Origin of the sequence: Bradyrhizobium sp. ISRA436, from assembly GCF_029910015.1 — a bacterium.
Classification (GTDB): Bacteria; Pseudomonadota; Alphaproteobacteria; order Rhizobiales; family Xanthobacteraceae; genus Bradyrhizobium.
In genome coordinates, this window is sequence record NZ_CP094519.1 from 6,127,230 (window position 1) to 6,149,220 (window position 21,991).

General features: G+C 59.6%; 13 protein-coding genes. 1 reads left to right on the forward strand and 12 read right to left on the reverse strand.

The window, feature by feature from the left end; all coding sequences use genetic code 11:
• Nucleotides 1-22: 22 nt before the first annotated feature.
• The 8 genes from nifK to MTX23_RS28585 all read right to left on the reverse strand — a co-directional run bounded on the left by nifK (nucleotide 23) and on the right by MTX23_RS28585 (nucleotide 14,165).
• Nucleotides 23-1,579, reverse strand: coding sequence for a nitrogenase molybdenum-iron protein subunit beta (nifK, locus tag MTX23_RS28550; RefSeq protein ID WP_280973458.1), 1,557 nt, complete (start codon nucleotides 1,577-1,579; stop codon nucleotides 23-25).
• Nucleotides 1,580-1,649: 70 nt separating this feature from the next.
• Nucleotides 1,650-3,152: a nitrogenase molybdenum-iron protein alpha chain gene (nifD, locus tag MTX23_RS28555; protein WP_280973459.1), complete on the reverse strand. Its 1,503-nt coding sequence runs from the start codon at nucleotides 3,150-3,152 to the stop codon at nucleotides 1,650-1,652.
• Nucleotides 3,153-3,613: 461 nt separating this feature from the next.
• Nucleotides 3,614-4,855, reverse strand: a complete 1,242-nt coding sequence (locus tag MTX23_RS28560) for a cysteine desulfurase (RefSeq protein ID WP_280978237.1) — start codon at nucleotides 4,853-4,855, stop codon at nucleotides 3,614-3,616.
• A 2-nt stretch (nucleotides 4,856-4,857) separates the two neighbouring features.
• Nucleotides 4,858-6,180 carry a Fe-S cluster assembly protein SufD gene (sufD, locus tag MTX23_RS28565; protein WP_280978238.1) on the reverse strand — a complete coding sequence of 441 codons (1,323 nt, stop codon included), beginning with the start codon at nucleotides 6,178-6,180 and terminating at the stop codon, nucleotides 4,858-4,860.
• A 19-nt stretch (nucleotides 6,181-6,199) separates the two neighbouring features.
• Complete coding sequence (sufC, locus tag MTX23_RS28570) at nucleotides 6,200-6,952, reverse strand: Fe-S cluster assembly ATPase SufC (RefSeq protein WP_280973460.1); 753 nt, start codon at nucleotides 6,950-6,952, stop codon at nucleotides 6,200-6,202.
• 68 nt (nucleotides 6,953-7,020) lie between these two features.
• Nucleotides 7,021-8,517: a Fe-S cluster assembly protein SufB gene (gene sufB, locus MTX23_RS28575; protein ID WP_280973461.1), complete on the reverse strand. Its 1,497-nt coding sequence runs from the start codon at nucleotides 8,515-8,517 to the stop codon at nucleotides 7,021-7,023.
• Between the two features lie 189 nt (nucleotides 8,518-8,706).
• Complete coding sequence (locus MTX23_RS28580) at nucleotides 8,707-8,901, reverse strand: 4Fe-4S binding protein (protein WP_280973463.1); 195 nt, start codon at nucleotides 8,899-8,901, stop codon at nucleotides 8,707-8,709.
• A gap of 788 nt (nucleotides 8,902-9,689) precedes the next feature.
• The gene (locus MTX23_RS28585) at nucleotides 9,690-14,165 is read right to left on the reverse strand and encodes a Ulp1 family isopeptidase (RefSeq protein WP_280973464.1); all 4,476 of its coding nucleotides are present in this window, start codon (nucleotides 14,163-14,165) and stop codon (nucleotides 9,690-9,692) included.
• 822 nt (nucleotides 14,166-14,987) lie between these two features.
• Here MTX23_RS28585 and MTX23_RS28590 point away from each other — a divergent pair.
• Nucleotides 14,988-17,177 (forward strand): hypothetical protein, encoded by a 2,190-nt coding sequence (locus tag MTX23_RS28590; protein WP_280973465.1) that lies wholly within the window; start codon nucleotides 14,988-14,990, stop codon nucleotides 17,175-17,177.
• 679 nt (nucleotides 17,178-17,856) lie between these two features.
• Here MTX23_RS28590 and ald read toward each other — a convergent pair.
• The 4 genes from ald to MTX23_RS28610 all read right to left on the reverse strand — a co-directional run bounded on the left by ald (nucleotide 17,857) and on the right by MTX23_RS28610 (nucleotide 21,990).
• Nucleotides 17,857-18,969, reverse strand: a complete 1,113-nt coding sequence (gene ald / locus MTX23_RS28595) for an alanine dehydrogenase (RefSeq protein ID WP_280973467.1) — start codon at nucleotides 18,967-18,969, stop codon at nucleotides 17,857-17,859.
• A 602-nt stretch (nucleotides 18,970-19,571) separates the two neighbouring features.
• Nucleotides 19,572-20,612: a hydrogenase expression/formation protein HypE gene (gene hypE, locus MTX23_RS28600; RefSeq protein WP_280973468.1), complete on the reverse strand. Its 1,041-nt coding sequence runs from the start codon at nucleotides 20,610-20,612 to the stop codon at nucleotides 19,572-19,574.
• On the reverse strand, nucleotides 20,609-21,757 hold the full coding sequence (gene hypD / locus MTX23_RS28605) for a hydrogenase formation protein HypD (RefSeq protein WP_280973470.1): 1,149 nt from the start codon (nucleotides 21,755-21,757) through the stop codon (nucleotides 20,609-20,611). The genes hypE and hypD overlap by 4 nt, the downstream gene beginning before the upstream one ends.
• Nucleotides 21,754-21,990, reverse strand: coding sequence for a HypC/HybG/HupF family hydrogenase formation chaperone (locus MTX23_RS28610; protein WP_280973472.1), 237 nt, complete (start codon nucleotides 21,988-21,990; stop codon nucleotides 21,754-21,756). The genes hypD and MTX23_RS28610 overlap by 4 nt, the downstream gene beginning before the upstream one ends.
• Nucleotide 21,991: the final 1 nt, after the last annotated feature.

The window sequence follows — 21,991 nt, forward strand, 5'->3', positions numbered from 1 at the left end:
CCGGCGATGGCACGCGCATCGATCAACGAATGATGTCGAAGCTGTAGTCGGTCTTGCCGAGGATGCTGGTTTTCCTGTCGATCTCGTCGAAGATCTTGTCGAGGATCTTCACCAGCACGTTCATGCCGCCCTGGTATCCCCAAATCGGAGAGCGGTGATGGTGATGCCGATCAAAAATTGGAAAGCCGATACGAATCAGCGGCGTGCCTGTGTCGCGCTCCAAATACTTCCCGTGGGTGTTTCCGATCAGGAAATCGACAGGTTCAGTAAACAGGAGCGAGCGCATGTGCCAGAGGTCTCGGCCTGGATAGGCGTGGCAATTCTGCCCAAATGGCGAACTCGCAAACAGCGCCTGGATTTTCTCCTCCCAGGGCTTGTTGCCGTTTGTGGACAGCACATGGACCGGCTCGGCGCCAAGCTCGAGCAGGAAGGCAGCCAGCCCATAGCAGAGATCTGGATCACCATAGATCGCGAATTTCTTGCCATGGATGTGCGTGCTGGAATCAGCGACCGCATCGACCAAACGACCGCGCTCGCGCGCCAATTCCTCCGGGATGGTCTTGCCGCTGATGCGCGACAGCGTCATGACCAACTCATCCGTTGCGGAAATGCCCAGCGGGTAATTGAAGGCCATGACTTCCTGGCCGTGGTCGGCGATGAAGGGCAGGGTTTTTTCCGTGCACCACTGCTGCATGGAGATCGTTGCCTTGGCATGAACCGCCTTCGCGGCATCTTCCAATCTGGTGCCCCCGTCATACATCCGGAACTCGCCGTCCGTCGGTGTATCGAACACGTCGGAATTGTCGGCGAGGATGGTGTATTCGATACCCATCAAGTCCAAGATGCGCTTGATCTCGCGTAGGTTTCCGACTGTATAGCCGTCGAAACCACCAATGAGGTTGATTTTATCGTTGGGCCTGCGCTCGAGCTTCGGCGCTGTTCCGGCCTTGCCGTCCCAAAAATGCTCCAGGATGCCTTTGAGCGTATTGTCGTAGCCGGTAACATGGCTACCGACGAAGGCCGGCGTGTGCGCGAATGGCACGTCGAAGTCGGCCGGAACCGAACCCTTTTCCTTTGACGTCTTGATGAAGGCATTGAGATCGTCGCCGATCACCTCGGCCATGCAGGTGGTGGAGACGGCAATCATCTTGGGTTTGTACATATGATAGCTGTTGGCCAGCCCGTCGATCATGTTGTTCAGGCCGCCAAATACGGCAGCGTCTTCCGTCATCGACGAGGAGACGCAGGAGCTTGGCTCCTTGAAGTGTCGCGACAGGTGGCTTCGGTAATAGGCCACACAGCCTTGGGAGCCGTGCACGAAGGGCAGCGTGCCTTCGAACCCAACCGAGGCGAACACCGCGCCGAGCGGCTGGCAGGCCTTCGCCGGGTTGACCGTCAATGCTTCTCGCGCAAAATTCTTCTCGCGATATTCGGCTGTCTTCGTCCATTCCCTGACGCGTTCGACGTCGGCGGGATCGCGCCGGTTCTCGAACATCTTCTTGTTGTCCAGCATCTGCTGGTATTCCGGACCGCGGAACAGGTCGAAGTGATCGAGCACGTGTTCGGCACTCTGCGGCATAAGTAAGACCCTTCTTAGATATCGTGATTGATGTCGCTCAGCTCCCGGCGGAGAGCGGAGATCTGTTCCGTCACTCAGCAGCCATCAGATTGCGGCTCGGAACATCTTTCCAGGGCGCCTTCATCTTCTTCCAGATCGGAGAGTTGACGGCCATGTCCATGTCGCGCGCGAAGATCGCAAACCCGTCATAGCCATGATAAGGCCCCGAGTAGTCCCAGGAATGCATCTGCCTGAACGGCACACCCATCTTCTGGAACACGTATTTTTCCTTGATGCCCGATCCGACGAGATCGGGCTGTATCCTTTCGACAAAGCGCTCGAACTCGTAGCCATTGACGTCGTCGTAGATGAGCGTGCTGTCCTTCACATAGTGCTGGGCGGTGCGCTGATAGTCGTCATTGTGACCGAACTCGTATCCAGTGCCGACGACCTCCATGCCGAGATCCTCATATGCACCGATCACATGACGTGGACGCAGCCCGCCGACGAACAGCATCACGGTCTTGCCTTCCAAGCGCGGGCGATACTTAGCGATCACGGCATCCACCAGCGGCTGGTATTTTTCAATCACCCGCTCGGCACCCTCCTTGATCTTATCGTCGAAGTAGCTCGCGATCTTGCGCAGGGATTCTACAATTTTTGAAGGGCCAAAGAAGTTGTACTCGCACCAGGGAATACCGAACTTCTCTTCCATGTGACGCGAGATGTAGTTCATTGAACGGTAGCAATGCAGAATGTTGAGCTTTGCCTTCGGCGTAGCCTCGAGCTCCGCCAACGACCCGTCGCCCGACCACTGTGCGATCACGCGCAGGCCCATTTCCTCGAGCAGAATTCGAGATGACCAGGCATCGCCGCCGATATTGTAGTCGCCGATGATCGCGACATCGTAAGGCGTCGATTCGAACTTCGGTTCGCCTTTCGATCCGCTCTTGTCGAATATCCAATCACGCACCGCGTCGTTGGCGATGTGGTGGCCAAGCGATTGCGACACGCCGCGGAACCCCTCGCAGCGAACCGGCACAATCGTCTTGCCGCCATATTCCTTGGACTTATTTCTGGAGACCGCTTCGATATCGTCCCCGATCAACCCGATCGGACATTCCGACTGGATGGTCATGCCGTTGTTGAGCGGGAACAGCTCCTCTATCTCATCCATGACTTTGACGAGCTTCTTATCGCCGCCAAACACGATATCCTTTTCCTGGAAGTCGGAAGTGAATTGCAAGGTCACGAACGTATCGACGCCCGTCGTGCCGACGTAATAATTGCGCCGCGAACCCCACGAATACTGGCCACAGCCGACCGGACCGTGGCTGATATGCACCATGTCCTTGATCGGCCCCCAGACGACGCCCTTGGAGCCCGCGTAAGCACAGCCGCGGATCGTCATCACGCCGGGTATGGATTTGATGTTGGATTTGACCCCGCAGTCCGACTTGCCGCTCTCGTGAACGTTAAGGTGCTTCGCGCGCCGTTTCGCGGTCTTCTCCGGATAGACTTTCAGCACCTCGGCGATCAGCTCTTTGTTTCGCGCCCTGATTTCTGCGATGCTCTGGGTCGTGGCGAGACTCATGCTGATGTCCTTCAGATGTTTGCTGTTACGATTCCGGCCTTCGGCCAAAGCTTTTGCAACCAGCGTGCCAGCTCGGTGTAAGCATCACAATTGACGCGTTTGCAGTCAGTTAGCGCTCCTTCTGCGATGGAGGTGGAGGATTGTTGCGAATCCGACATCGCTCCCTGTCTCGAGAGATCCTCGTTTGGTTCCGTTCGAAACACGGCAACAGCAGCCGGGCGACGTCTTAAATTCGCTACAAGCCCGTCGAGGATTGCGGGTACCTGGACGATGCCCGAGTGCCGAGAGGCGTCGGTCCTGTCGACGCCGCCACGACGATCCATCGTCGCTCGGGCCAGTCGTGCATAGCTCATTACCCGGCTTACCCGGCGCAATTGCACATTTGCACCTGTCCACCTCGCAGGCGTGAACTCAATCGCGTCAGCAGCCCAGCCACTGAAATCGTGGCAGGTCTACCCCCCTTACGAGAAAAGCTTCTGGGCCTTGACAAGCGCACCCGCGAGCACATCAATCTCTTCATGCGTGTTATAAAGACCGAAGGATGCGCGGCACGTTGCAAGCAGGCCAAAGCGCTTGAGCAGCGGCATCGCGCAATGGGCTCCGGCACGCACTGCGACCCCGTCGCGATCGATAAGGGTGGCAAAATCATGCGCATGCGCGGCTTTCATATCAAAGGAGATGATCGCGCCCTTCTCTGCCGCCGTTCCGATGATGCGCAAGGAGTTGATGCTCCGCAGCTTCTCCTGCGCATAAGCGAGGAGTGACCGCTCGTGCCCGCGGATCTGTGCCTTGCCGATCGAATTGATGTAGTCCGTCGCTGCGCCAAGCCCGATCGCCTCGACGATAGGCGGCGTGCCGGCCTCGAACCTATGTGGGGGGTCGCCGTAAGTGACGCCGTCACGGGAGACTTCACGCATCATCTCGCCACCGCCGTTGAAGGGCGGCATCGAGGCGAGATGCGCATATTTTCCGTAAAGCACACCGATGCCGGTGGGACCATACAGTTTGTGACCGGTCATGACGTAGAAATCGCAATCAATGTCGCAGACATCGACATCTAGATGGACGCACCCTTGCGAGCCATCGATCAACACGGGAATGTCACGAGCGCGTGCGATCCTCACCACCTCTTTTACCGGCACGACGGTGCCGAGCACGTTAGACATCTGCGTGACCGCGACCATCTTGGTACGGTCGGTCAGAAGCGCTTCGAATTGGTCGAGGAGAAAGTTACCATCGTCGTCCACTGGCGCCCATTTGATGACCGCGCCGAGGCGCTCTCTCAGAAAATGCCAGGGCACGATGTTGGCATGGTGCTCCATGATCGAGAGGACGATCTCGTCGCCCGGGGTGATATGCTCACGCCCGAAGCTCTGGGCAACCAGATTGATCGCCTCTGTGGCGCTGCGGGTAAAGACAATCTCTTCGGTTCGACGCGCGTTTAAGAACTTTGCCACCTTGGCACGCGCGCCCTCATAGGCCTCTGTTGCGGCGTTGGCGAGATAGTGCAATCCGCGATGGACGTTGGCACATTCGCTGGAGTAGGCCTGCATCATGCGGTCGAGCACTGCCTGCGGCTTTTGCGCAGATGCGGCGTTATCGAGATAAACCAATGGCTTGCCATGGACCATCATGGCCAGCGCGGGAAACTCGCGACGCAGTCGGTCGACGTCATATGCGCCAGAGCTAACCGCTGGATGCATGCTCATCGCCGCGCCTCCAGCCAGCGCTGGATCTGCCCGACCGCATAATTGCGCAGGCTGTCATTATCGATCTCCTCCACGGCTTCGCCCACAAATGCCTCAATCAGCAGCGTCTGCGCATCGAATTCGGACAGACCACGAGCGCGCAGATAAAATAGGAGATTCCGGTCCAGCGTCCCTAGTGTCGCGCCGTGGCCGCAGGTAACGTCATCGGCCATGATTTCGAGTTCTGGCTTGAGATCAGCCTCGGCCTGGTCAGACAGGAGCAGCGCTCTCGCGGTCAGCTTGCCGTCAGTCCTGCGTGCCCCTGGACGAACAATGATACGTCCCCGGAACACCGAGCGAGCGTGATCGTTGACGACGGTGCGGAACTTCTCCTGGCTCCTGCAATGCGGCGCGGCGTGATCGACGACGAGCGTTGCGTCCGCATATTGCTCGTTTTTGATCAAGTTGACGCCGTTGGCAGAGAGCTCTGTTCCTTCGCCCGCCAGCGTAATGAATGCTTGATAGCGACTGAGGGCGCCACTGTCGGTCATATTGAACAAATTGAGTTTCGCGTTGGCACCGACCGCAGTGATCCCGGACGAGATGTTCACGGCATCGGCCGCATCTGCTGCCACGCGAAGGTGCGATAGGACCGCCTCATCACCAAGCAAAGCAATCATCAGATCGTTGGCCTGGTAGCCAGACGCGCCTTCGGCCGTGACAAAGCTTTCCACCAGGGCCACATGCGCGCGGTTTCCAAGGTGCAGATATGAGCGCGTAAAGCTGGATGCCGATGATCCGGTTGCGACGTGAATGATCTGGATCGGACGGTTCAACGCGCTGCCTGCAGCGACGGTCATCACCAGGCCGTCGGTCACCATCGCTGTATTGAGCGAAATAACCGGATCGTCCCTCGTCGACAGCACCAGGCCGGCCATGGCGTCTGCGGCCGCGCTCTCCAGAACTTCGCGCAGCGTCCGTAGCTCGATGCCACTTTCGAGCTCGGCGAGATCAGATAGTCCAGGCGCGAAGGCGCCGTCAACCAGAACCAGCTTGGCCGCCCGCTCGATTGCCGCTTGCTGGACCGCGTCTCTCGCCCGCGCCAATGCAGCCGCATCGGGATGCGCGGCGAGTGGGAGCACATCGCGCATCAGCATGCGCGGATCAGTGTATTTCCGGTTCTCGATGCGGCGGCGTGGCAGGCCCGCACGCTCGTAAATCTCAAATGCCCTCGTGCGGATATCGAGGACAGGGCCCGCACCCGGCAGCCGTGCGCGCGCTGCAGCGAACACGTTCTCCACTGTGCAGCCGGCACCAGTTTCAGCCGGAACCGGACTCATCTGAAAATCCATCGAGGCCTCAAGCCGCGTCCCCGTATCGGGCGTATCCGGAGGCCTCAAGCTCGATCGCGAGGTGCTTATCGCCGCTCTTCTTCACGCGCCCTCTCGCCATCACGTGCACGGTATCCGGCACGACGTGGTTCAGAAGCCGCTGATAGTGGGTGATGATGACGATCGCGCGGTCCGGCGAACGAAGCGCGTTGATTCCGGCGGCCACGACCCGCATCGCGTCGATATCGAGGCCGGAATCTATCTCATCCAATATGCATAGACTCGGCTCGAACAGTGCCATCTGCAAGATCTCGTTGCGCTTCTTCTCTCCGCCGGAGAAGCCGACATTGACGCCGCGCTTCAGCGCGCTCTGCGGGATGCTCAGCGACTTGGCGACCTGGCGAACCCTCTTCAGAAAGGCCGGCGTAGAGAACTCCTCTTGGCCGCGCGCTTTGCGCTGGGCATTGAACGCCGTGCGCAGGAAGTTCATGGTGGCGACCCCAGGAATCTCGAGCGGATATTGGAACGCCAGGAACACGCCCTTCGCCGCACGCTCGTTCGGCTGCATCGCCAGGAGATCTTCGCCCCGAAACAGAATCTGTCCGTCCGTCACCTCGTAACCCGGCTTGCCGGCGATGACGTGGGAGAGCGTCGACTTGCCGGAGCCGTTCGGCCCCATGATCGCGTGCACCTCGCCGGCATTGACCAAAAGGTCGAGCCCTCGAAGTATTTCGCGGTCCTCGACACGAACATGCAGATCTCGGATTTCGAGTAATGGCATACTAGCTCATCCCGCAATACAGCATTCCATAGGGCGAGCTGCATTTGGCATGCTCGCGGCACATGCAACTATCCGACGGCCCCTTCGAGCGAGATCGAGATCAGCTTCTGCGCTTCCACCGCGAACTCCATGGGCAGCTTTTGAAGTACGCCCTTCACGAAGCCGTTGACGACCAGGCCGATGGCTTCTTCCTGCGAGAGTCCGCGCTGGATGCAGTAGAACAGCACGTCCTCGGAGATCTTCGAGGTGGTCGCCTCGTGCTCGAACGTCGTTAACGAATTCTTGGCCTCGATATAGGGCATGGTGTGCGCGCCGCACTTGTCGCCGATCAAAAGCGAGTCGCAGGCGGTATAGTTGCGCGCGCCGGTGGCCTTGCGGTTGGCGCTGACCAGGCCGCGATAGGTGTTCTGCGATTTGCCGGCCGCGATGCCCTTGGAGATGATCCGGCTCGAGGTGTTCTTGCCGAGGTGAAGCATCTTGGTGCCGGAGTCGACCTGCTGGAAGCCGTTCGAGATCGCGATCGAGTAGAACTCGCCGCTCGAATTGTCGCCGCGCAGGATGCAGCTCGGATATTTCCAGGTAATCGCCGATCCGGTCTCGACCTGGGTCCAGGAGATCTTCGAATGCTTGCCGCGGCAGTCGCCACGCTTGGTGACGAAATTGTAGATGCCGCCCTTGCCTTCCGAATTGCCCGGATACCAGTTCTGCACCGTCGAATACTTGATCTCGGCGTCATCGAGCGCGACGAGCTCGACCACGGCGGCATGCAACTGGTTCTCGTCGCGCTGCGGCGCGGTGCAGCCTTCGAGATAGGAGACGTAGGAGCCCTTGTCGGCGATGATCAGCGTACGCTCGAACTGGCCGGTGTTGCGCTCGTTGATGCGGAAATAGGTCGACAGCTCCATCGGGCAGCGCACGCCCGGCGGCACGTAGACGAACGAGCCGTCGGAGAACACCGCCGAGTTGAGCCTCGCGAAGAAGTTGTCGGAGGTCGGCACCACGCTGCCGAGATATTTCTGCACCAGCTCCGGGTGCTCGCGGATCGCCTCCGAGATCGGCATGAAAATCACGCCGGCCTTCTTCAGCTCCGCCTTGAAGGTGGTGGCAACGGAAACCGAATCGAACACGGCATCGACTGCGATCTTGCGGCTGGCCGACGGCTCGCCGCCGGGCGCAGGTTCGACGCCCTCCAGAATCGCGACCTCACGAAGCGGGATGCCGAGCTTCTCGTAGGTCTTGAGAATTTCGGGATCGATCTCCTCGATCGAGGACAGCGCCTTCTTCGGCTTCGGCGCCGCGTAATAGTAGATGTCCTGATAATCGATCTTCGGATAATTGACACGGGCCCAGGTCGGCTCCGTCATAGTCAGCCAGCGGCGAAACGCCTCCAGGCGCCATTCCAGCATCCAGGCCGGCTCGTCCTTTTTCGCGGAGATAAATCGGACGGTGTCTTCCGACAGCCCCTTGGGAGCCTTGTCGGACTCGATCAGCGTCTCAAACCCATATCGATACTGGTCGACGTCGATGCGCCGGACGCGCTCGACCGTCTCTTCTACAGCTACCATTGTTCGCTCCAACCACGTAAGGATGATGCTAGGCTATTCCGGCGAGTGCTGCGGCGCGCGCCTGATCGCAGAGATCACAGCCTTCTCGGGCGCAGCGGGCGCAACCAGGCCATCGACCGGAAAGGTGATAGCCGCCGACAAACCTCTCACATTCGCTGCGCGCTGCGGAGCCACTCATCGACCGCTCCTTTATGCTGGTACGCAGGTGCCGGGCACCGGGCATACAACGGCGCATTGCGGCGCCTCGAAACGCCCCTCGCATTGGGTGCATTTCTTCGGATTGATGACGTACATGTCGTTCTTGAGACTGATTGCGGCGTTGGGACATTCGAACTCGCATGCTCCGCACGCGGTGCACTGAGAGGCGATTATCTTGTAAGCCATCACTCCGAATCCTTGATCAGCCAATATGGACCGCAACTTCCCTTCAAGGATTGTGCCAAACTTCTGGCGTTCATGTATCTCGGTTGAGATGCGTTGCGCGCATGTTGCGGCCTCGACAATGTGTCGCAAGTTCTACAATCGTGACCGTAAACGATTGCTTCGAGGCCATACCTTTTCGGCCCATACAAGCTGGCGCCGATTAACCCGTGCAGGTGAGCTGGGTTCGCCTGCTCCGATACAACGTCTTTGTATCGCGGTTGCGATCACCTGTCTTCAGTCGCGCGTCCCGGATACGCTCAAGCGCCCGGAGTCGCCCCAAACCGCAATGGATAGGTTTTCGATATCGGAAGTGCGGCAGCCGCGGCGCGATTTCGGCTATGGCGGCACGATCGAGGACCGGCGCAATGACAGTTCGTCTGATCCGCGTCTGCACGGTATCAGCAGATTGGCGGCGATGGCAGCGGGCAAACGCGTCCCGGATGGTGCGTAGCCAAGGCCCGCCGCCGATCGCGCGTCTCAGGGCTTGTCTGGGACTACCGCAATTCTCAAAGTCAGTACGATCCACTTGGCCGGATTGCTGCGTCACTTGGGACCGAGCGTGGAACTCCTGAGTCCCTGCTCACCTTGATGCGCGCATGTTTCTCGCTAGCTTTCCAACGATCCAAAGATCGCGCATCTCGCCCGCTGGACCGGCCTGATCTAACAGCGCTGCGAGACGTTGCCCTGATCCGCTCGCTCAGGCGAGGCCCACGGTCTAGTGTCCGGGAGAGCCGCTCCACCCAGTTCCATCAGCCCAAGCCAGGATGAGATCGAAGTCGGTCCTGGAGCGACTGCCGGTTGATGACGAGGTCGTCAAGGTGCATCGGCTCGTGCCTTGGCTGCTCTCCTTGGGCCAATCGTCGAACCAGCGCCCGCGTGCCGTCCACCAAAAAGAGGCCGCAATCATAGCTATTCCGCTGCTGGGCCATGCCGGGTGACGCCAGGCGGGCGCGCAGCCGTCGTGCGAGCTGCTCTGCCGCCTCGTCGTTGTGTCGCCGGACAGAGTCGTAGTGATAGGCAACCGGCTCTCCTCGCGTGCGGCGATCAAGGAGCAGCAGCGACCAATGGTTGCCGCGGCGATTGGGAGCCGTAGCATCGTTCACGGGCAGGAACACGAAGTCGGCGGTATCATTTCCATTCGGATCGTAGACGATGCGCCGGATTGCGCGGTGCATGTCGCTCGCGGTGCCGAATCGCAGTTGATAGTGGGCTATGAGGGGATCCACGAACTGCGTCCGAGCGGCGAGCTCCGGATGGTCCATCTGCAACTCCTGCGCCAGGAGCTCGTAATCCCTTTGAATATGCTCGTCGCCCAGCCATTCGGTGGCGCCGAGCTCTACTCCGCTTCGGCCGTGAGAGGAGGTTGTCGGATCCAAAGCTCCGATCTGAGCATCGGCGGATGTGCGCGGGAACGGCGCATGATGAGCGTCATCACGACGCAGCTCCTGCGGCGTAGGCGCATCCAGATCAATAAATGACTCAAGGCCGGCGTAGGTGTCTGAGCGAGCCCTGACGGGGTGCGCTGGCCCAAAGTGAGCATCGTCGTGCAAGTCGGACGCCGTCGGCGTATTCAGATCAACAAATGGCTCAAGGCCGCCGTAAGTGTCTGAGCGAGCTCTGGCAGAGGGCGCCGGCGCAAAGTGAGCATCGTCGCGCAACTCGGACGGCGTCGGCGCATTCAGATCAACAAATGACTCAAGACCGCCGTAAGTGTCTGAGCGAGCCACGGCAAGATGCACCGGCGCAAAGTGAGCATCGTCGCGCACTTCGGACGGCGTCGGCGCATTCAGATCAACAAATGGCTCAAGACCACCATAGGTGTCTGAACGAGCCCTGGCAAGATGCGCTGGCCCAAAGTGAGCATCGTCGCGCAGTTCGGACGGCGTCGGCGCATTCAGATCAACAAATGACTCAAGACCGCCATAGGTGTCTGAGCGAGGCCTGGCAGAGGGCGCTGACGCAAAGTGAGCATCGTCGCGCAGTTCGGACGGTGTCGGCGCATTCAGATCAACTAATGACTCAAGACCGCCATAGGTGTCTGAGCGAGGCCCGGCAGAGGGCGCTGGCGCAAAGTGAGTATCGTCGCGCAACTCGGACGGCGTCGGCGCATTCAGATCAATAAATGGATCAAGACCGCCGTAGGTCCGTGACGGGGCACTGGCAGTTGATGGTGATGCTGGTTCTTGCATCTGCTCCCCCAACCAAGCCCAAGCTCCCACGCTCGGGGTGGCTGGCGTCGGAGGAAGCTCCTGCGCCGAGCCGGACTGCCGAGCGCCCTGCGAGCTCGGCTGCTCGCGGACTTGCAGCCCCAGCTCTCGGTTCGCCTCGATGAGTTTTAAGTAGTTGCGAAGATACGACAAATCTGGGCCGTGAATTCTGGCTCCAGTCCGTTGGAACGCAAATACATCGTTGTCCAGCTTTAACTGCTCCTCACTAGAGCCGTTAAGTCTCCCAGTTATGGTTCCCCTGCCATTTTTTTTAAGCCATGCACTCAGCGCACGAAGACGTCTAGCCCGTTGCTGCGCAGCCTGCCTCAGCTTCGTAGTCGGGGTTCTAAGATCGTTCAAGCTTTGGCAGAGCGCGGCCTCGATGAGCGGGGCGTCTTCGGGATGAGGGATCAGTTGACGGGGCCGACCAAGGACACGGGGTTCGACGGCTTCGGCCTCTTCGCCCCCACGCAAGAGCCGCCGGAGAACATTCAAAGTCGATTTAATGCTGTTCCGAGAGTCTCGCCCCAGGCTCTTGTATACCGAAATCTCTTCGTCCAGTGATGAACCGCCTCGCAACCGGGAAGCTAAAGGTCCCTTATTAATCGCGTGGAGAAATCGAATGAACACCCCAAGTCCGGAAACGCTGTTACCGATCGCCCCTGGTGTGAGCTTGCGCCGCTCGGCGTCTAAACGAAACTTCGCCAAGAGCTCCGCGTCTTCGGCTGGCATTTGCTCGGCGATCGGCTGGTCCGGCGCCCGCAGGCTTTCGGACGCAAACGTGTTGGGCGTGCTCGGAACGATGGCATCATCATGCAAGTGGTACGACCTGGACGGAAGCTGAGCTGGGACAGGCAAGGAGGGCGGAGTTTCCGAGCTCGGCCACTTGCTCCAATCAAGTTCGAGTGGCATCTGCAGTGCCCCGGTTGAGGTAGACTTGGCGGGTTCCTGCGATCCGACTTGTTCCGACTCCCGGGGCCGCGCCAGCGGGACTAAGGCGGACCATGATGGGCCGCCTTCCAGCACTACCGGAAGCTTATTCTGAGCGTGCCCTTTCGAGAAGACCAATGGCCTCACGGCGTCACCCAATGGGTTGTGCTGCCAAGCCATGTCTCCGACATGCCTCGCGACTGGATGTGCCGGCGGGGCGTATTCGTGCGCACGCCATGGCATCCGAGCCTGCCTCTGCGATGGTGACGCCTCCAGTTGGTGGGATGGCGGCCGCATCACCTGCTGCTCAACAGCGGCGCCCTGCGGACCGCTTAGCGTCTTCTTTCTCTTCGCTGATCTCAAGTTCCCGACATCAGGCTCATCGCTCATGAGAACCTGCTCGCCAGGCACGACGGTGCTCGTGTGACGTTCATCCGTCGGCTCGTGATCATGGTGGCGCCCGTTCGAGGGAAGAAGGGATTCTGCAGGGTCCAATGCCAGGCCATGTCGCGGCGGCTGAAGACAGGACAATGCACCGGCTTGGTCGACCGTCCCAAAAAATAAATCCTGATCGTCCCCCTCAGACAGTGCCGCTGGCCAGCTGAACGCTGGCTGCGACCCGCCCTGCTTAGTCGCGGCCTCACTCCCCCCTGCCCGGTCAGTGATTGACGCGACTCCGCCTGCCGACTGGGAGGCCCGGAGACGATCTAGTGCGGTAAGAACGAGCCGCCTTCGACTTTTGTCGAATATCTCAGCGTCGCTGTCCAGCGACTTGTCGTGAAGACGAGCAGCTATTCCCGGCTTCTTGTTTGCAAAGAGCCACCGGCCGAACCTGCGAAGAGGACGAACATAATTCGCCGTAGCGGTGATCTTCTTGTACCCTGCCTCAACGAGTGCGCCTTGAAGGCCGGAAACCAAGAGCGCGTCTTCGGAATAAAGAGGAGCAACGTTGGGTTTTCTCGCTCCCTCACGGAGATGATCAAGTGCCGCGCCGATACTTCTGTGACCACCGGCGTCCTTGTAGCGCTTGATCTCTTCATTTAGTGATTCGTCTTCATTCCATGTCTCGTCGAGAAGCCGAGCAGCAATGCCCGGCAGGTTGTTTGCACGCAGGTGGTGGCTGAAATCCGTGAGAAGAGTTGCATAGGTTTGGGCGGTACTCGAAGTTCCGGCCGACGCTGCTCGTTGTTTGTACTCTTTGATGAGAGTCCTGTCCTCGGGATAGGGAGTCAGGTCAGGGCGTGCCGCGATCGGCGCGACTCCTCCCGTCGACTGAGAGGTCCGCAGATGAGCTAGTGCCCAACGGACGTTCACCGTGCCACGTCTTGCTATGAACTCCTCGACATCTTCGTCCATGGACTCGTCATGAAGCCGATCAGCAATGCTAGGCTTGTCGTTCGCAAATAGCCAGCGGCCCAAACCGAGCAGAAACCCGATGTTGCTCGTAGCGGTGCTCTCGGCAGCGCCACCCCTGAGGAGCGCCTCCTTAAGCCCGGAAATAAGGAACGCATCTTTGGCATAAAGCGGCTCCTCGCTGCGACCTACCACCACCCCATTGGACTGACCGGTCTGCAGCGCTGAGGCGCCCAGCATCGCCCCGTCCTCTTCGGCATGCAGTGCTGGGATGTCTTCGTGCCCACTGGCCACCATCATGGCCTGCGCGTCCAATGATGATGCACTAACCTCATGGGCCCAGGACTGCGTTCGCAGGCGACTCCGCAAATTGCCGATTTCATTCGGCTGCCGCTCAATGGCAGCGCCTCGCTTCGCTCTCGAATTGCCTGATTCATGCTCATCGTCGAGGATCTCCTCGTCTGACAGGAAGTTGTTCCTGCCTGACGCACCCATCAGCCGGTCCGCAGCGCTGTGGTGGTTGTGCTGCCAATTCACCTGATGAAAGCTCGCTTGTGCATCAGGTGGCTGACGGCGCTCGGTTGGCTCCAGAGATAACGAAGGGCGGGGTTCGTCCATGATCCCCCAAAGCTGGTCCTGATCGTGACCTTCTGCAAGGAGAACCTCTGGCCAGCCGACAGCTCCATGCGAAGCGCTGTGCTGGACTGTGCCATCCACGATACGGTCCAGCTCCATGAGCGGCGCAGCATTCAGCGTCGTTCCACTGCCTTCGCCGTGCGGAGCCGGCGTATATGGGCGCCCACTTGCCCGCGTGACGGGCCGCGCCTCAGATCGCGATGCATCCGCTTGATGGGCGCGGACCTGCGTGAGCACGCGAGTGGACGGGACAGCGACTTCGCTCAGCTGCCGCTGAAAGGCGGGTCCCTCTGCCGACGAGTCGGCCGGAGCGACATCTTGCGTGTCCACGCTATCCGTCTGTTGACGCCCCCGATTCATTGAGACGAAGTTCATCTGTACCCACTTTCGAAGATGAAGCGCCGGAAAGCGCTGATCGTATGCGCCTGGATTAGAGCGAGACGTCGCCGGCATTTGAGGGTTCAGCTCAGAGTGCGTTCCTGACGTCGGACCCAGCAAACCGTGATTACGGTCCCAACTTGCCGCACCAAGCACCCCGAGAATGGAGCGCTCCGATGTTTCTCATTTACGATCCACTTCCGCCGGCTGGACAGACTTACACTTCTCCCTAGGAGGGATAGCTGTCGAGAACCTGACGGGCAGAATGCTGCGCGGCAATCCTGATTGCAGCGCAGGACACGTGACCCGAACTTCCCGCTCTCGTACGTGAAGGACCTGTTTGAGAGGATTCCGCAGTACGTAGAGAGAGGCAAGACGGGGCTTGAAACGCAAACAACGCTCCGCGGCCATTGAGTGCCGCGCCGCAGACTTGTTTTTGCGATGTGGCGATGCATTGCTTCGCGAGCGACGGCCTCGTCAGCTTCTCGAAAGCTCATCCATAGTAAGGACCAGCTCTATTGATTATTTGGATGTGAGACTAGCGTGGACCCGTACAATTCTGATCCATTTGATGTACCGGCTTGGTCGCAGGTGCAGCACGCCGTCTCGGAGGAGCCACGGGCGGGCCAGGCCGGGCAAGAGGGCTTTGAGCAGCACTTGGCCGAGGCAAGCCAAGCCGATACCACTCCCATCGCCAGTGGGGGCTCCGACCGTGACCGCTATCCCCATCTGTCTACAGAAGACTGGAACCTTATCGATAGCGCGGTTAGGCAATATGCGGCTCAGAAAAACCCACAACCGAACACGGTTAGGCTTTATACTCAGGCGCTTCGGCGATTGGGAAATGATCTGCGCGCTCGCGGCCGAACAACTGATCTAGGGGACCACCAGTCCCTGGTCGATCACGTCAACACCTACTTTTCGAAAAACGAAGCCATGAAGGTAGGGGTGAGCGTCCTTCGTGCATATCATGGCCATCCCGCTCCCGTCGCGCGTCGGTACCCTGACCGCGACCATTATCCCCATCTGTCTACAGAAGACCGGGTCCTTATCGATAGGGCGATTGCTCGATATGCGGCTCAGAAGAACCCACAACCGAACACGGTTAGGCTTTATACTCAGGCACTTCGTCGATTAGGGAATGATCTGCGCGCTCGTGGCCAAATGATTGATCTAGGGGATCACCAGTCCCTGGTCGATCACGTCAACACTCACTTCTCGAAAGACGTAGGCATGAAGACAGGGTTAGGCATCCTTCGTGCGTATCATGATTCCGGCCATTTAGTTTCCCGCGAGCGGCCGCGCACGATCCCCCCAGCGGTAGACGCATCTAGCGACCAGCAGTCCCCGCACGAGCCGATGGGTGCACCTTTCAGGACAAACCTCCTGCCAGGCGAGGAGGTCATCATCAGCCATGAGCATGATACAGCTGAGTTGAGGCCAGCGAAGAGGCCGAGGACCTCAAACGATTCGCAAAGCGTTGCCATTGAGCGACAGGTAGGCGAGATCGCCAATTCAGATCGCGGTGCTGGAGCAATGACGGCGGCCTCGGCGCGGCAGCTGGCTCAACCAACGGGGATCGTTATACGGGAACAGTGGGACAAGCGGCCTCTTTATTCCGAGGATCTTCCCGTCATCCTGAGGCTCGAGGAGGCCCTCATCAAGGCCGGAATGACCGCCCCCGCGGCGAAGAGCTGTGTAACCTCTCTTCTTGGCTTTAGCCGTTGGCTCTTCGCAAAAAACAAACCGAGCATTATTGCGCGGCTCGACAGTAAGTCGCTGAGCGATGGCGCTGACGTACAGGAGTTTAGCGGAAAGAGTAATAACGCGAGACTCCTTAAGGCATTGGAGCATCTTCGGACGTTTCGATCGACGGGCGGGGTGGCGCCCGTCGTACGCCCAGGCCGTTCTCGCGCCAAGCTCAATCTTCACGCCCTGAATGTGGCCGCTGAGAACGCGGTCCCGATGGAACCGAGGCGCGTCGACGACGCCGCCACCGCCGCGCACAGTGCATCGCGCGAAGCTGGCGGTCGGCCAGTGGAATCTCAGGAACCACGAGATGATCAGCCGGCCCCGTCGGCCATCACCCACGGGCACGTCGCGTTCGATCCAGAGCAGACTTCTCAGGGAGAGCATCGGCGAGTGCTGAACCATCTCGATGATCAACCCACGCCGTCAGCAGTCTCCGTCCGACCAGACGAGCTTCCGCGACTGGTAGCGGACTTGCATGACGAGCTTCACGGACAATGGGATAATCCCGCTGCCCAGCCGTTCCTCGTCGATCCAGAGGAGCTTGCTTTCAATCCAGAGCAGCTCCCTGCGGGAGAACTTCGGCGACTACTCGATAATGAATCCGCGCAAGCAGATGAGCTCCAGGATCCACGGGATGATCAACCCGCACCGTCGGCTGTCATCCAGGGGCACGTCGCGTTCAATCCGGAGCAGATTTCGCAAGGGGAGCTTCAGCGAGTGCTGGATCATCTGGATGATCACTCCATTCCGTCGTCAGTGTCCGTCCCATCAGATGAGCTTCTACGACTGGAAAAGGACTTGTATGACGAGCTTCACGGACGACGCGACAATCCCCCTGCCCAGCCGTTCTTCGTCGATCCAGAAGAGCTTACTTTCAATCCAGAGCAGTTCCCTCAAGGAGAGCTTCTGCGATTGCTTGACGATGAACCTGCGCAGTTGGAAGTGGATCGTCTACCTCGCCAGTCGCCAATCGACGAATGAGTCCAACGAACCATTCGCAGTGGATGCTCCGCGGATTTGCCGGCGCAAAGCATCAGTCAGTCGAGCCCGCCATCGCAGTATCAAGACTTTGCTGGGCTCCGGACGGCCCGATCACCGGGGCGCCTTCAGCGCATGGACAATGGCATCAATGCTTGCCGCGGCGGAACCGCCACCGACCCGAATCGTGATGCCGTCGACCTCAATCTCGAGACCCGAAATCCGGCTTGACCGTGCACTGCTGCGCCTTGCGATCTTGGCCTACGGCTGGCGCCGGCTCGTCTAGCACGGTCGGCAAAAGCCGCGGCCCGTCAATCTGCGCTGTCCGCCGTTGGCAGGCCCCGCGTCGCCAGGTGAACGCTTGTTGCGGTTCAACCCGTGTCGCCAGGCAACGTCGCAAACGTCGCGCGCCCAGTACCGGCATCTCCTCGACCGGCAGGGTCTGGTCATCCCTCGAGAACCATGGCCTCGTCCTGTCTCCGCGACCACATCCAAGCGGCCCGTCGCCACGTCCGACTTGAGGACATGGTCAAACATGGCCACGAGCCGATTCTTTCAAGAAACTGCGAACCCCGCCAATCTCTCGCGCCACAAGGTGCGACCAAGACGACGGCTAAAAAAAGGCCACTCCAAAGGAGTGGCCCAAGTCAGGGAGGAAACGCCCGCCATGGGGCCTCTGGGATCAGGCAGCAGCCTGTTCGATCGGTGAGAATGGCAAGCCGAGACTTTCGGCTACAGCCTTGTAGGTAAGCCGACCCCGATAAACATTGAGGCCTGCGCGAAGATGCGGATTTTCGAGCACGGCTGCGAAACCGTTGTTGGCGAGGGCCAACCCAAATGGCAGCGTCGCGTTATTCAGCGCCTGGCTCGAGGTCAGTGGAACGGCTCCAGGCATATTGGCCACACAATAGTGAATGACGCCATTGACCTCGTAAGTTGGATCGGCGTGGGTGGTTGGGTGTGACGTCTCAAAGCAGCCGCCCTGATCGATAGCGACATCGACGATCACCGCGCCTTTGCGCATCGAACCCAACATGCTGCGGCTGACCAGTTTCGGCGCGCTGGCCCCGGGAATGAGCACCGCGCCGACGACCACATCCGCCGCCAATACCTCTTCTTCGACGCTGTCGATCGTCGAGAACCTCGTCCGAACGCGTCCCCCGAAGAGCTCATCCAGCTCGCGCAGCCGGGGGATTGAACGGTCAATAATGGTGACTTCGGCACCTAAACCAACCGCCATGCGAGCCGCATGGGTCCCAACAACGCCACCCCCAATCACCACGATCCGGGCCGGCGGAACGCCCGGCACACCACCAATCAACAGCCCGCGTCCGCCTGCATATCGCCTCAGGGCGCTGCCAGCCGCTTCAATCGCGAGGCGGCCGGCGACTTCGCTCATCGGCGCGAGCAACGGCAAGCCGCCATGCGTATCAGTCACGGTCTCATAAGCGATAGCGGTGCACCCAGACTTTAGAAGACCATTGGCCTGCTCTGGATCTGGCGCCAGATGCAGGTACGTGAAGAGGATCTGGTTCTCTCGCAGTTGCGTCCACTCGGACGGCTGAGGTTCCTTGACCTTTACGATCATCTCGCTCGACGCGAATACCTCACGCGCGGAATCCAAAATCGTGGCGCCAGCCTTGCGATAATTGTCATCTGTAGCACCAATACCAGCACCGGCATCGCGCTCGACCGCCACACTGTGGCCGGCGGCCACATATTCGCGGACAGCGCCGGGGGTCAATCCCACACGATATTCGTGGGCCTTGATTTCCTTGGGGACCCCGATCTTCATTTGCAATCTCCTCGCTTGGACGGCTTTTCTAATCGGAACAGCACCGCGATATTGTGAGGCAGCCGCGCAAATGGCGCAGGATTTCAGCGATTTTTGTCCAGATGCGCAGGATTCAACGAATGGACGCCGACCAAATCGAATCTGATAGCTTTTGCGAAGCTTCGGACCAGCGCGGTCGCGCGCCTTTTCGCACAGAAGCGGCGCTTCGTTTCGATGATTCCGAAGGTGCGTCCTCGCGCACTGGCAAGTGCCAATGAACGGGTCGCATCCCATAACCGCCCCCGATGCCGCATCAAATTGGGTCTCAGCAGAAGCTGAACGTCTTGAGCAGGCGACAGCGATCTTAGAGCGTGCCAGCACGTCACCTCCTGGACATGGAGACGGTTTGATACTCCAAAGCCAGGCGAGGGCCAGACGGGTTGAGCGCTTTGCATCTCGCTGCGTGATGAGGAGCCGGCGGGGCTCGTTCTCGACGGTGCGACATGGGTGGACCACGACTATGGACTTGCGCGGGACGCCGAAAACATTCGCTGGGAGCACGTGTCCGGGGAGCGGTTGCTGACGAGCGGCTGCCCTTGCCACCAAATGCGTACGACGACTGCTCAGCATATGCGAGGCAATTGTTCGCCGGAGAGCCAATCGATGATTCGTCCGCCGCCAAAGCTGGTCGACAGCTGCACGAACCGATGATCGTCAGCTATGGCCTCGCCAATATCAGCTGCATCGCAACCAAGCGGATGCGCCTTCATCGCGGCAAGCACGGAACGGGCGACGTCGGGCGCCACGATGGCAACGAGTTTGCCTTCGTTGGCGACATGGAGCGGATCAAGTCCAAGGAGCTCGCACGCGGCCGCAACCGCTGGCTTCAGCGGAATGGCCTCCTCTTGCAGACGGAATCCAAGCCTCGATTGATGAGCAATTTCGTTGAGCGCTGCGGCCAGGCCACCGCGCGTCGGATCGCGCATGACCCGGATACCATTGCCGCCGGCAGCAACCATGACGGCCACGAGGCCATGCAATGCCACGGAATCCGAGACGATCTCAGTCTGAAAAGCGAGGTTCTGGCGTCTCGACATGATCGCCACACCATGCTCGCCGAGACAGCCCGAGACCAGCACACGGTCGCCCACCCTTGCCTTTTCGGCGGAGAGATCAAGTCCATCGGAGAGACGACCGAGCCCGGTCGTGGTGATGAACAGGCCATCCGCTTTGCCGCGTTCGACGACTTTGGTGTCGCCCGTGATGATGGAAACGCCGGCGCCGCGCGCCGCCTCACCCATCGAATCTGCAATCATCTTTAGGTCAGAGAGGCGGAACCCCTCCTCGATGATGAAACTTGCCGACAGATAGAGCGGACGCGCGCCGGCCATCGCGACGTCATTGATGGTGCCGTGCACCGCAAGAGAGCCGATATTGCCCCCCGGAAAGAACAGCGGTGAAACCACATAGCCGTCGGTCGTCATGACCATCCGGCCGGTGCTGACATCAAAGGCCGACTGATCGTTGCAGCGGTCGAGCCATTCATTGCCGAAGGCCTCGTGAAACAGGCTAGAGATCAGCTGCCCCATGGCGCGTCCTCCCGAGCCATGGGAAAGGTCGACGCATCCATTCTTGATATCAAGCTTGCGGTGATAGGTGTTCATTCTCGTGATACGCGCTTTGGTTGATAGTCGCGAAGACGACCGTATGTCCAATATGCCGCGCAGGCGCCTTCGGACGAAACCATGCACGCCCCGATCGGGGTTTCGGGCGTGCAGGCGGTTCCGAATAGCTTGCAGTCAACCGGCCTCTTCATGCCGCGCAGAATAGCGCAGCACTCGCATACCGGATTGTCGGCGACGTGCAGTTCGTGCATCGAGAACCGCACTTCGGCATCGAATTGGGCGTAAGCCTGCTTCAGCTTCAGCCCACTATTGGGTACGAGCCCGAGGCCGCGCCATTCGAACGGGTCTCGAAGTTCGAAAATATCGAGCACTTCTTCCTTGGCCCGCCGGTTGCCTTCGCGCTTCACCGCGCGGCTGTATTGGTTCTCGACCTCATGACGGCCTTGGTTCACCTGCCGGACCAGCATCAGGATCGCCTGCATCACGTCGAGCGGTTCAAATCCCGCGATCACGATTGGCTTGCCGAACTCTTCCGCCAGGGATTCGTAGGGCTCCGTACCGATGATGGTGCTGACATGTGCGGGCCCGACGAAGCCGTGAATTTCGACCCGACCGATATCGTGGGCGTTGCGGTTCTTCAGAATGCTGTGCATCGCCGAAGGCGTAAGCACGTGATTGCAGAACACGCTGAGATTCTTCAATCGCTTCTTCCTGGCAAGCCGAACCATCACCGCCGTCGCCGGTGTCGTGGTCTCAAATCCGATGGCAAAGAAGACCACCTCGCGTTTCGGCATCTGTTCGGCAATCCGGATTGCATCAAGGGTCGAGTAGACCATCCGAATGTCAGCGCCGAGCGCCTTGGCCCGTAACAAGGACTGTCCTTGCGAGCCAGGGGCACGCATCAGGTCTCCGTAAACACACACAGTGACCTCTGTCCGGTCCGCAAGCCTAATCGCCATGTCGATCCGGCTGGCGGGGAGAACACAGACGGGACACCCCGGTCCGTGGATCAACCGGATATTTGCCGGCAGCAGATCCTCGAGGCCATAGCGGGAGATCGCATGCGTATGTCCGCCGCAGAACTCCATGAAGCGGTAGGCCCGTCGTAAATCGGCTTCGGCGCCAATCGCACCGGCGAGCCCCTGCGCGATCGTCTTATTGCGAAATTCAACGACATATTTCATGGCCGCAATTCCCGGCCCTCAGAACCCACGTCCTGCAGCAGCTCCAGCGTGCGCTTGGCTTCGGCCGCGTCTATTCTGGCCAGGGCGTAACCGACATGGACGAGGACGTAGTCTCCAACACCCGGATCGGCGATGAGTGCGGTTGATATTTCCATGCTGACACCATCGACGGAGACGATGGCCATGTCGTCTGGAAGAATTTGCGCGATCTCCGCAGGTACCGAGAGACACATT

Coding starts and splice junctions, on each gene's coding strand:
- nifK (WP_280973458.1), bottom strand. CDS start 1,579: ATGCCGCAGAGTGCCGAACACGTGCTCGATCACTTCGACCTGTTCCGC.
- nifD (WP_280973459.1), bottom strand. CDS start 3,152: ATGAGTCTCGCCACGACCCAGAGCATCGCAGAAATCAGGGCGCGAAAC.
- MTX23_RS28560 (WP_280978237.1), bottom strand. CDS start 4,855: ATGCATCCAGCGGTTAGCTCTGGCGCATATGACGTCGACCGACTGCGT.
- sufD (WP_280978238.1), bottom strand. CDS start 6,180: ATGAGTCCGGTTCCGGCTGAAACTGGTGCCGGCTGCACAGTGGAGAAC.
- sufC (WP_280973460.1), bottom strand. CDS start 6,952: ATGCCATTACTCGAAATCCGAGATCTGCATGTTCGTGTCGAGGACCGC.
- sufB (WP_280973461.1), bottom strand. CDS start 8,517: ATGGTAGCTGTAGAAGAGACGGTCGAGCGCGTCCGGCGCATCGACGTC.
- MTX23_RS28580 (WP_280973463.1), bottom strand. CDS start 8,901: ATGGCTTACAAGATAATCGCCTCTCAGTGCACCGCGTGCGGAGCATGC.
- MTX23_RS28585 (WP_280973464.1), bottom strand. CDS start 14,165: ATGGAGCTGGACCGTATCGTGGATGGCACAGTCCAGCACAGCGCTTCG.
- ald (WP_280973467.1), bottom strand. CDS start 18,969: ATGAAGATCGGGGTCCCCAAGGAAATCAAGGCCCACGAATATCGTGTG.
- hypE (WP_280973468.1), bottom strand. CDS start 20,612: ATGAACACCTATCACCGCAAGCTTGATATCAAGAATGGATGCGTCGAC.
- hypD (WP_280973470.1), bottom strand. CDS start 21,757: ATGAAATATGTCGTTGAATTTCGCAATAAGACGATCGCGCAGGGGCTC.
- MTX23_RS28610 (WP_280973472.1), bottom strand. CDS start 21,990: ATGTGTCTCTCGGTACCTGCGGAGATCGCGCAAATTCTTCCAGACGAC.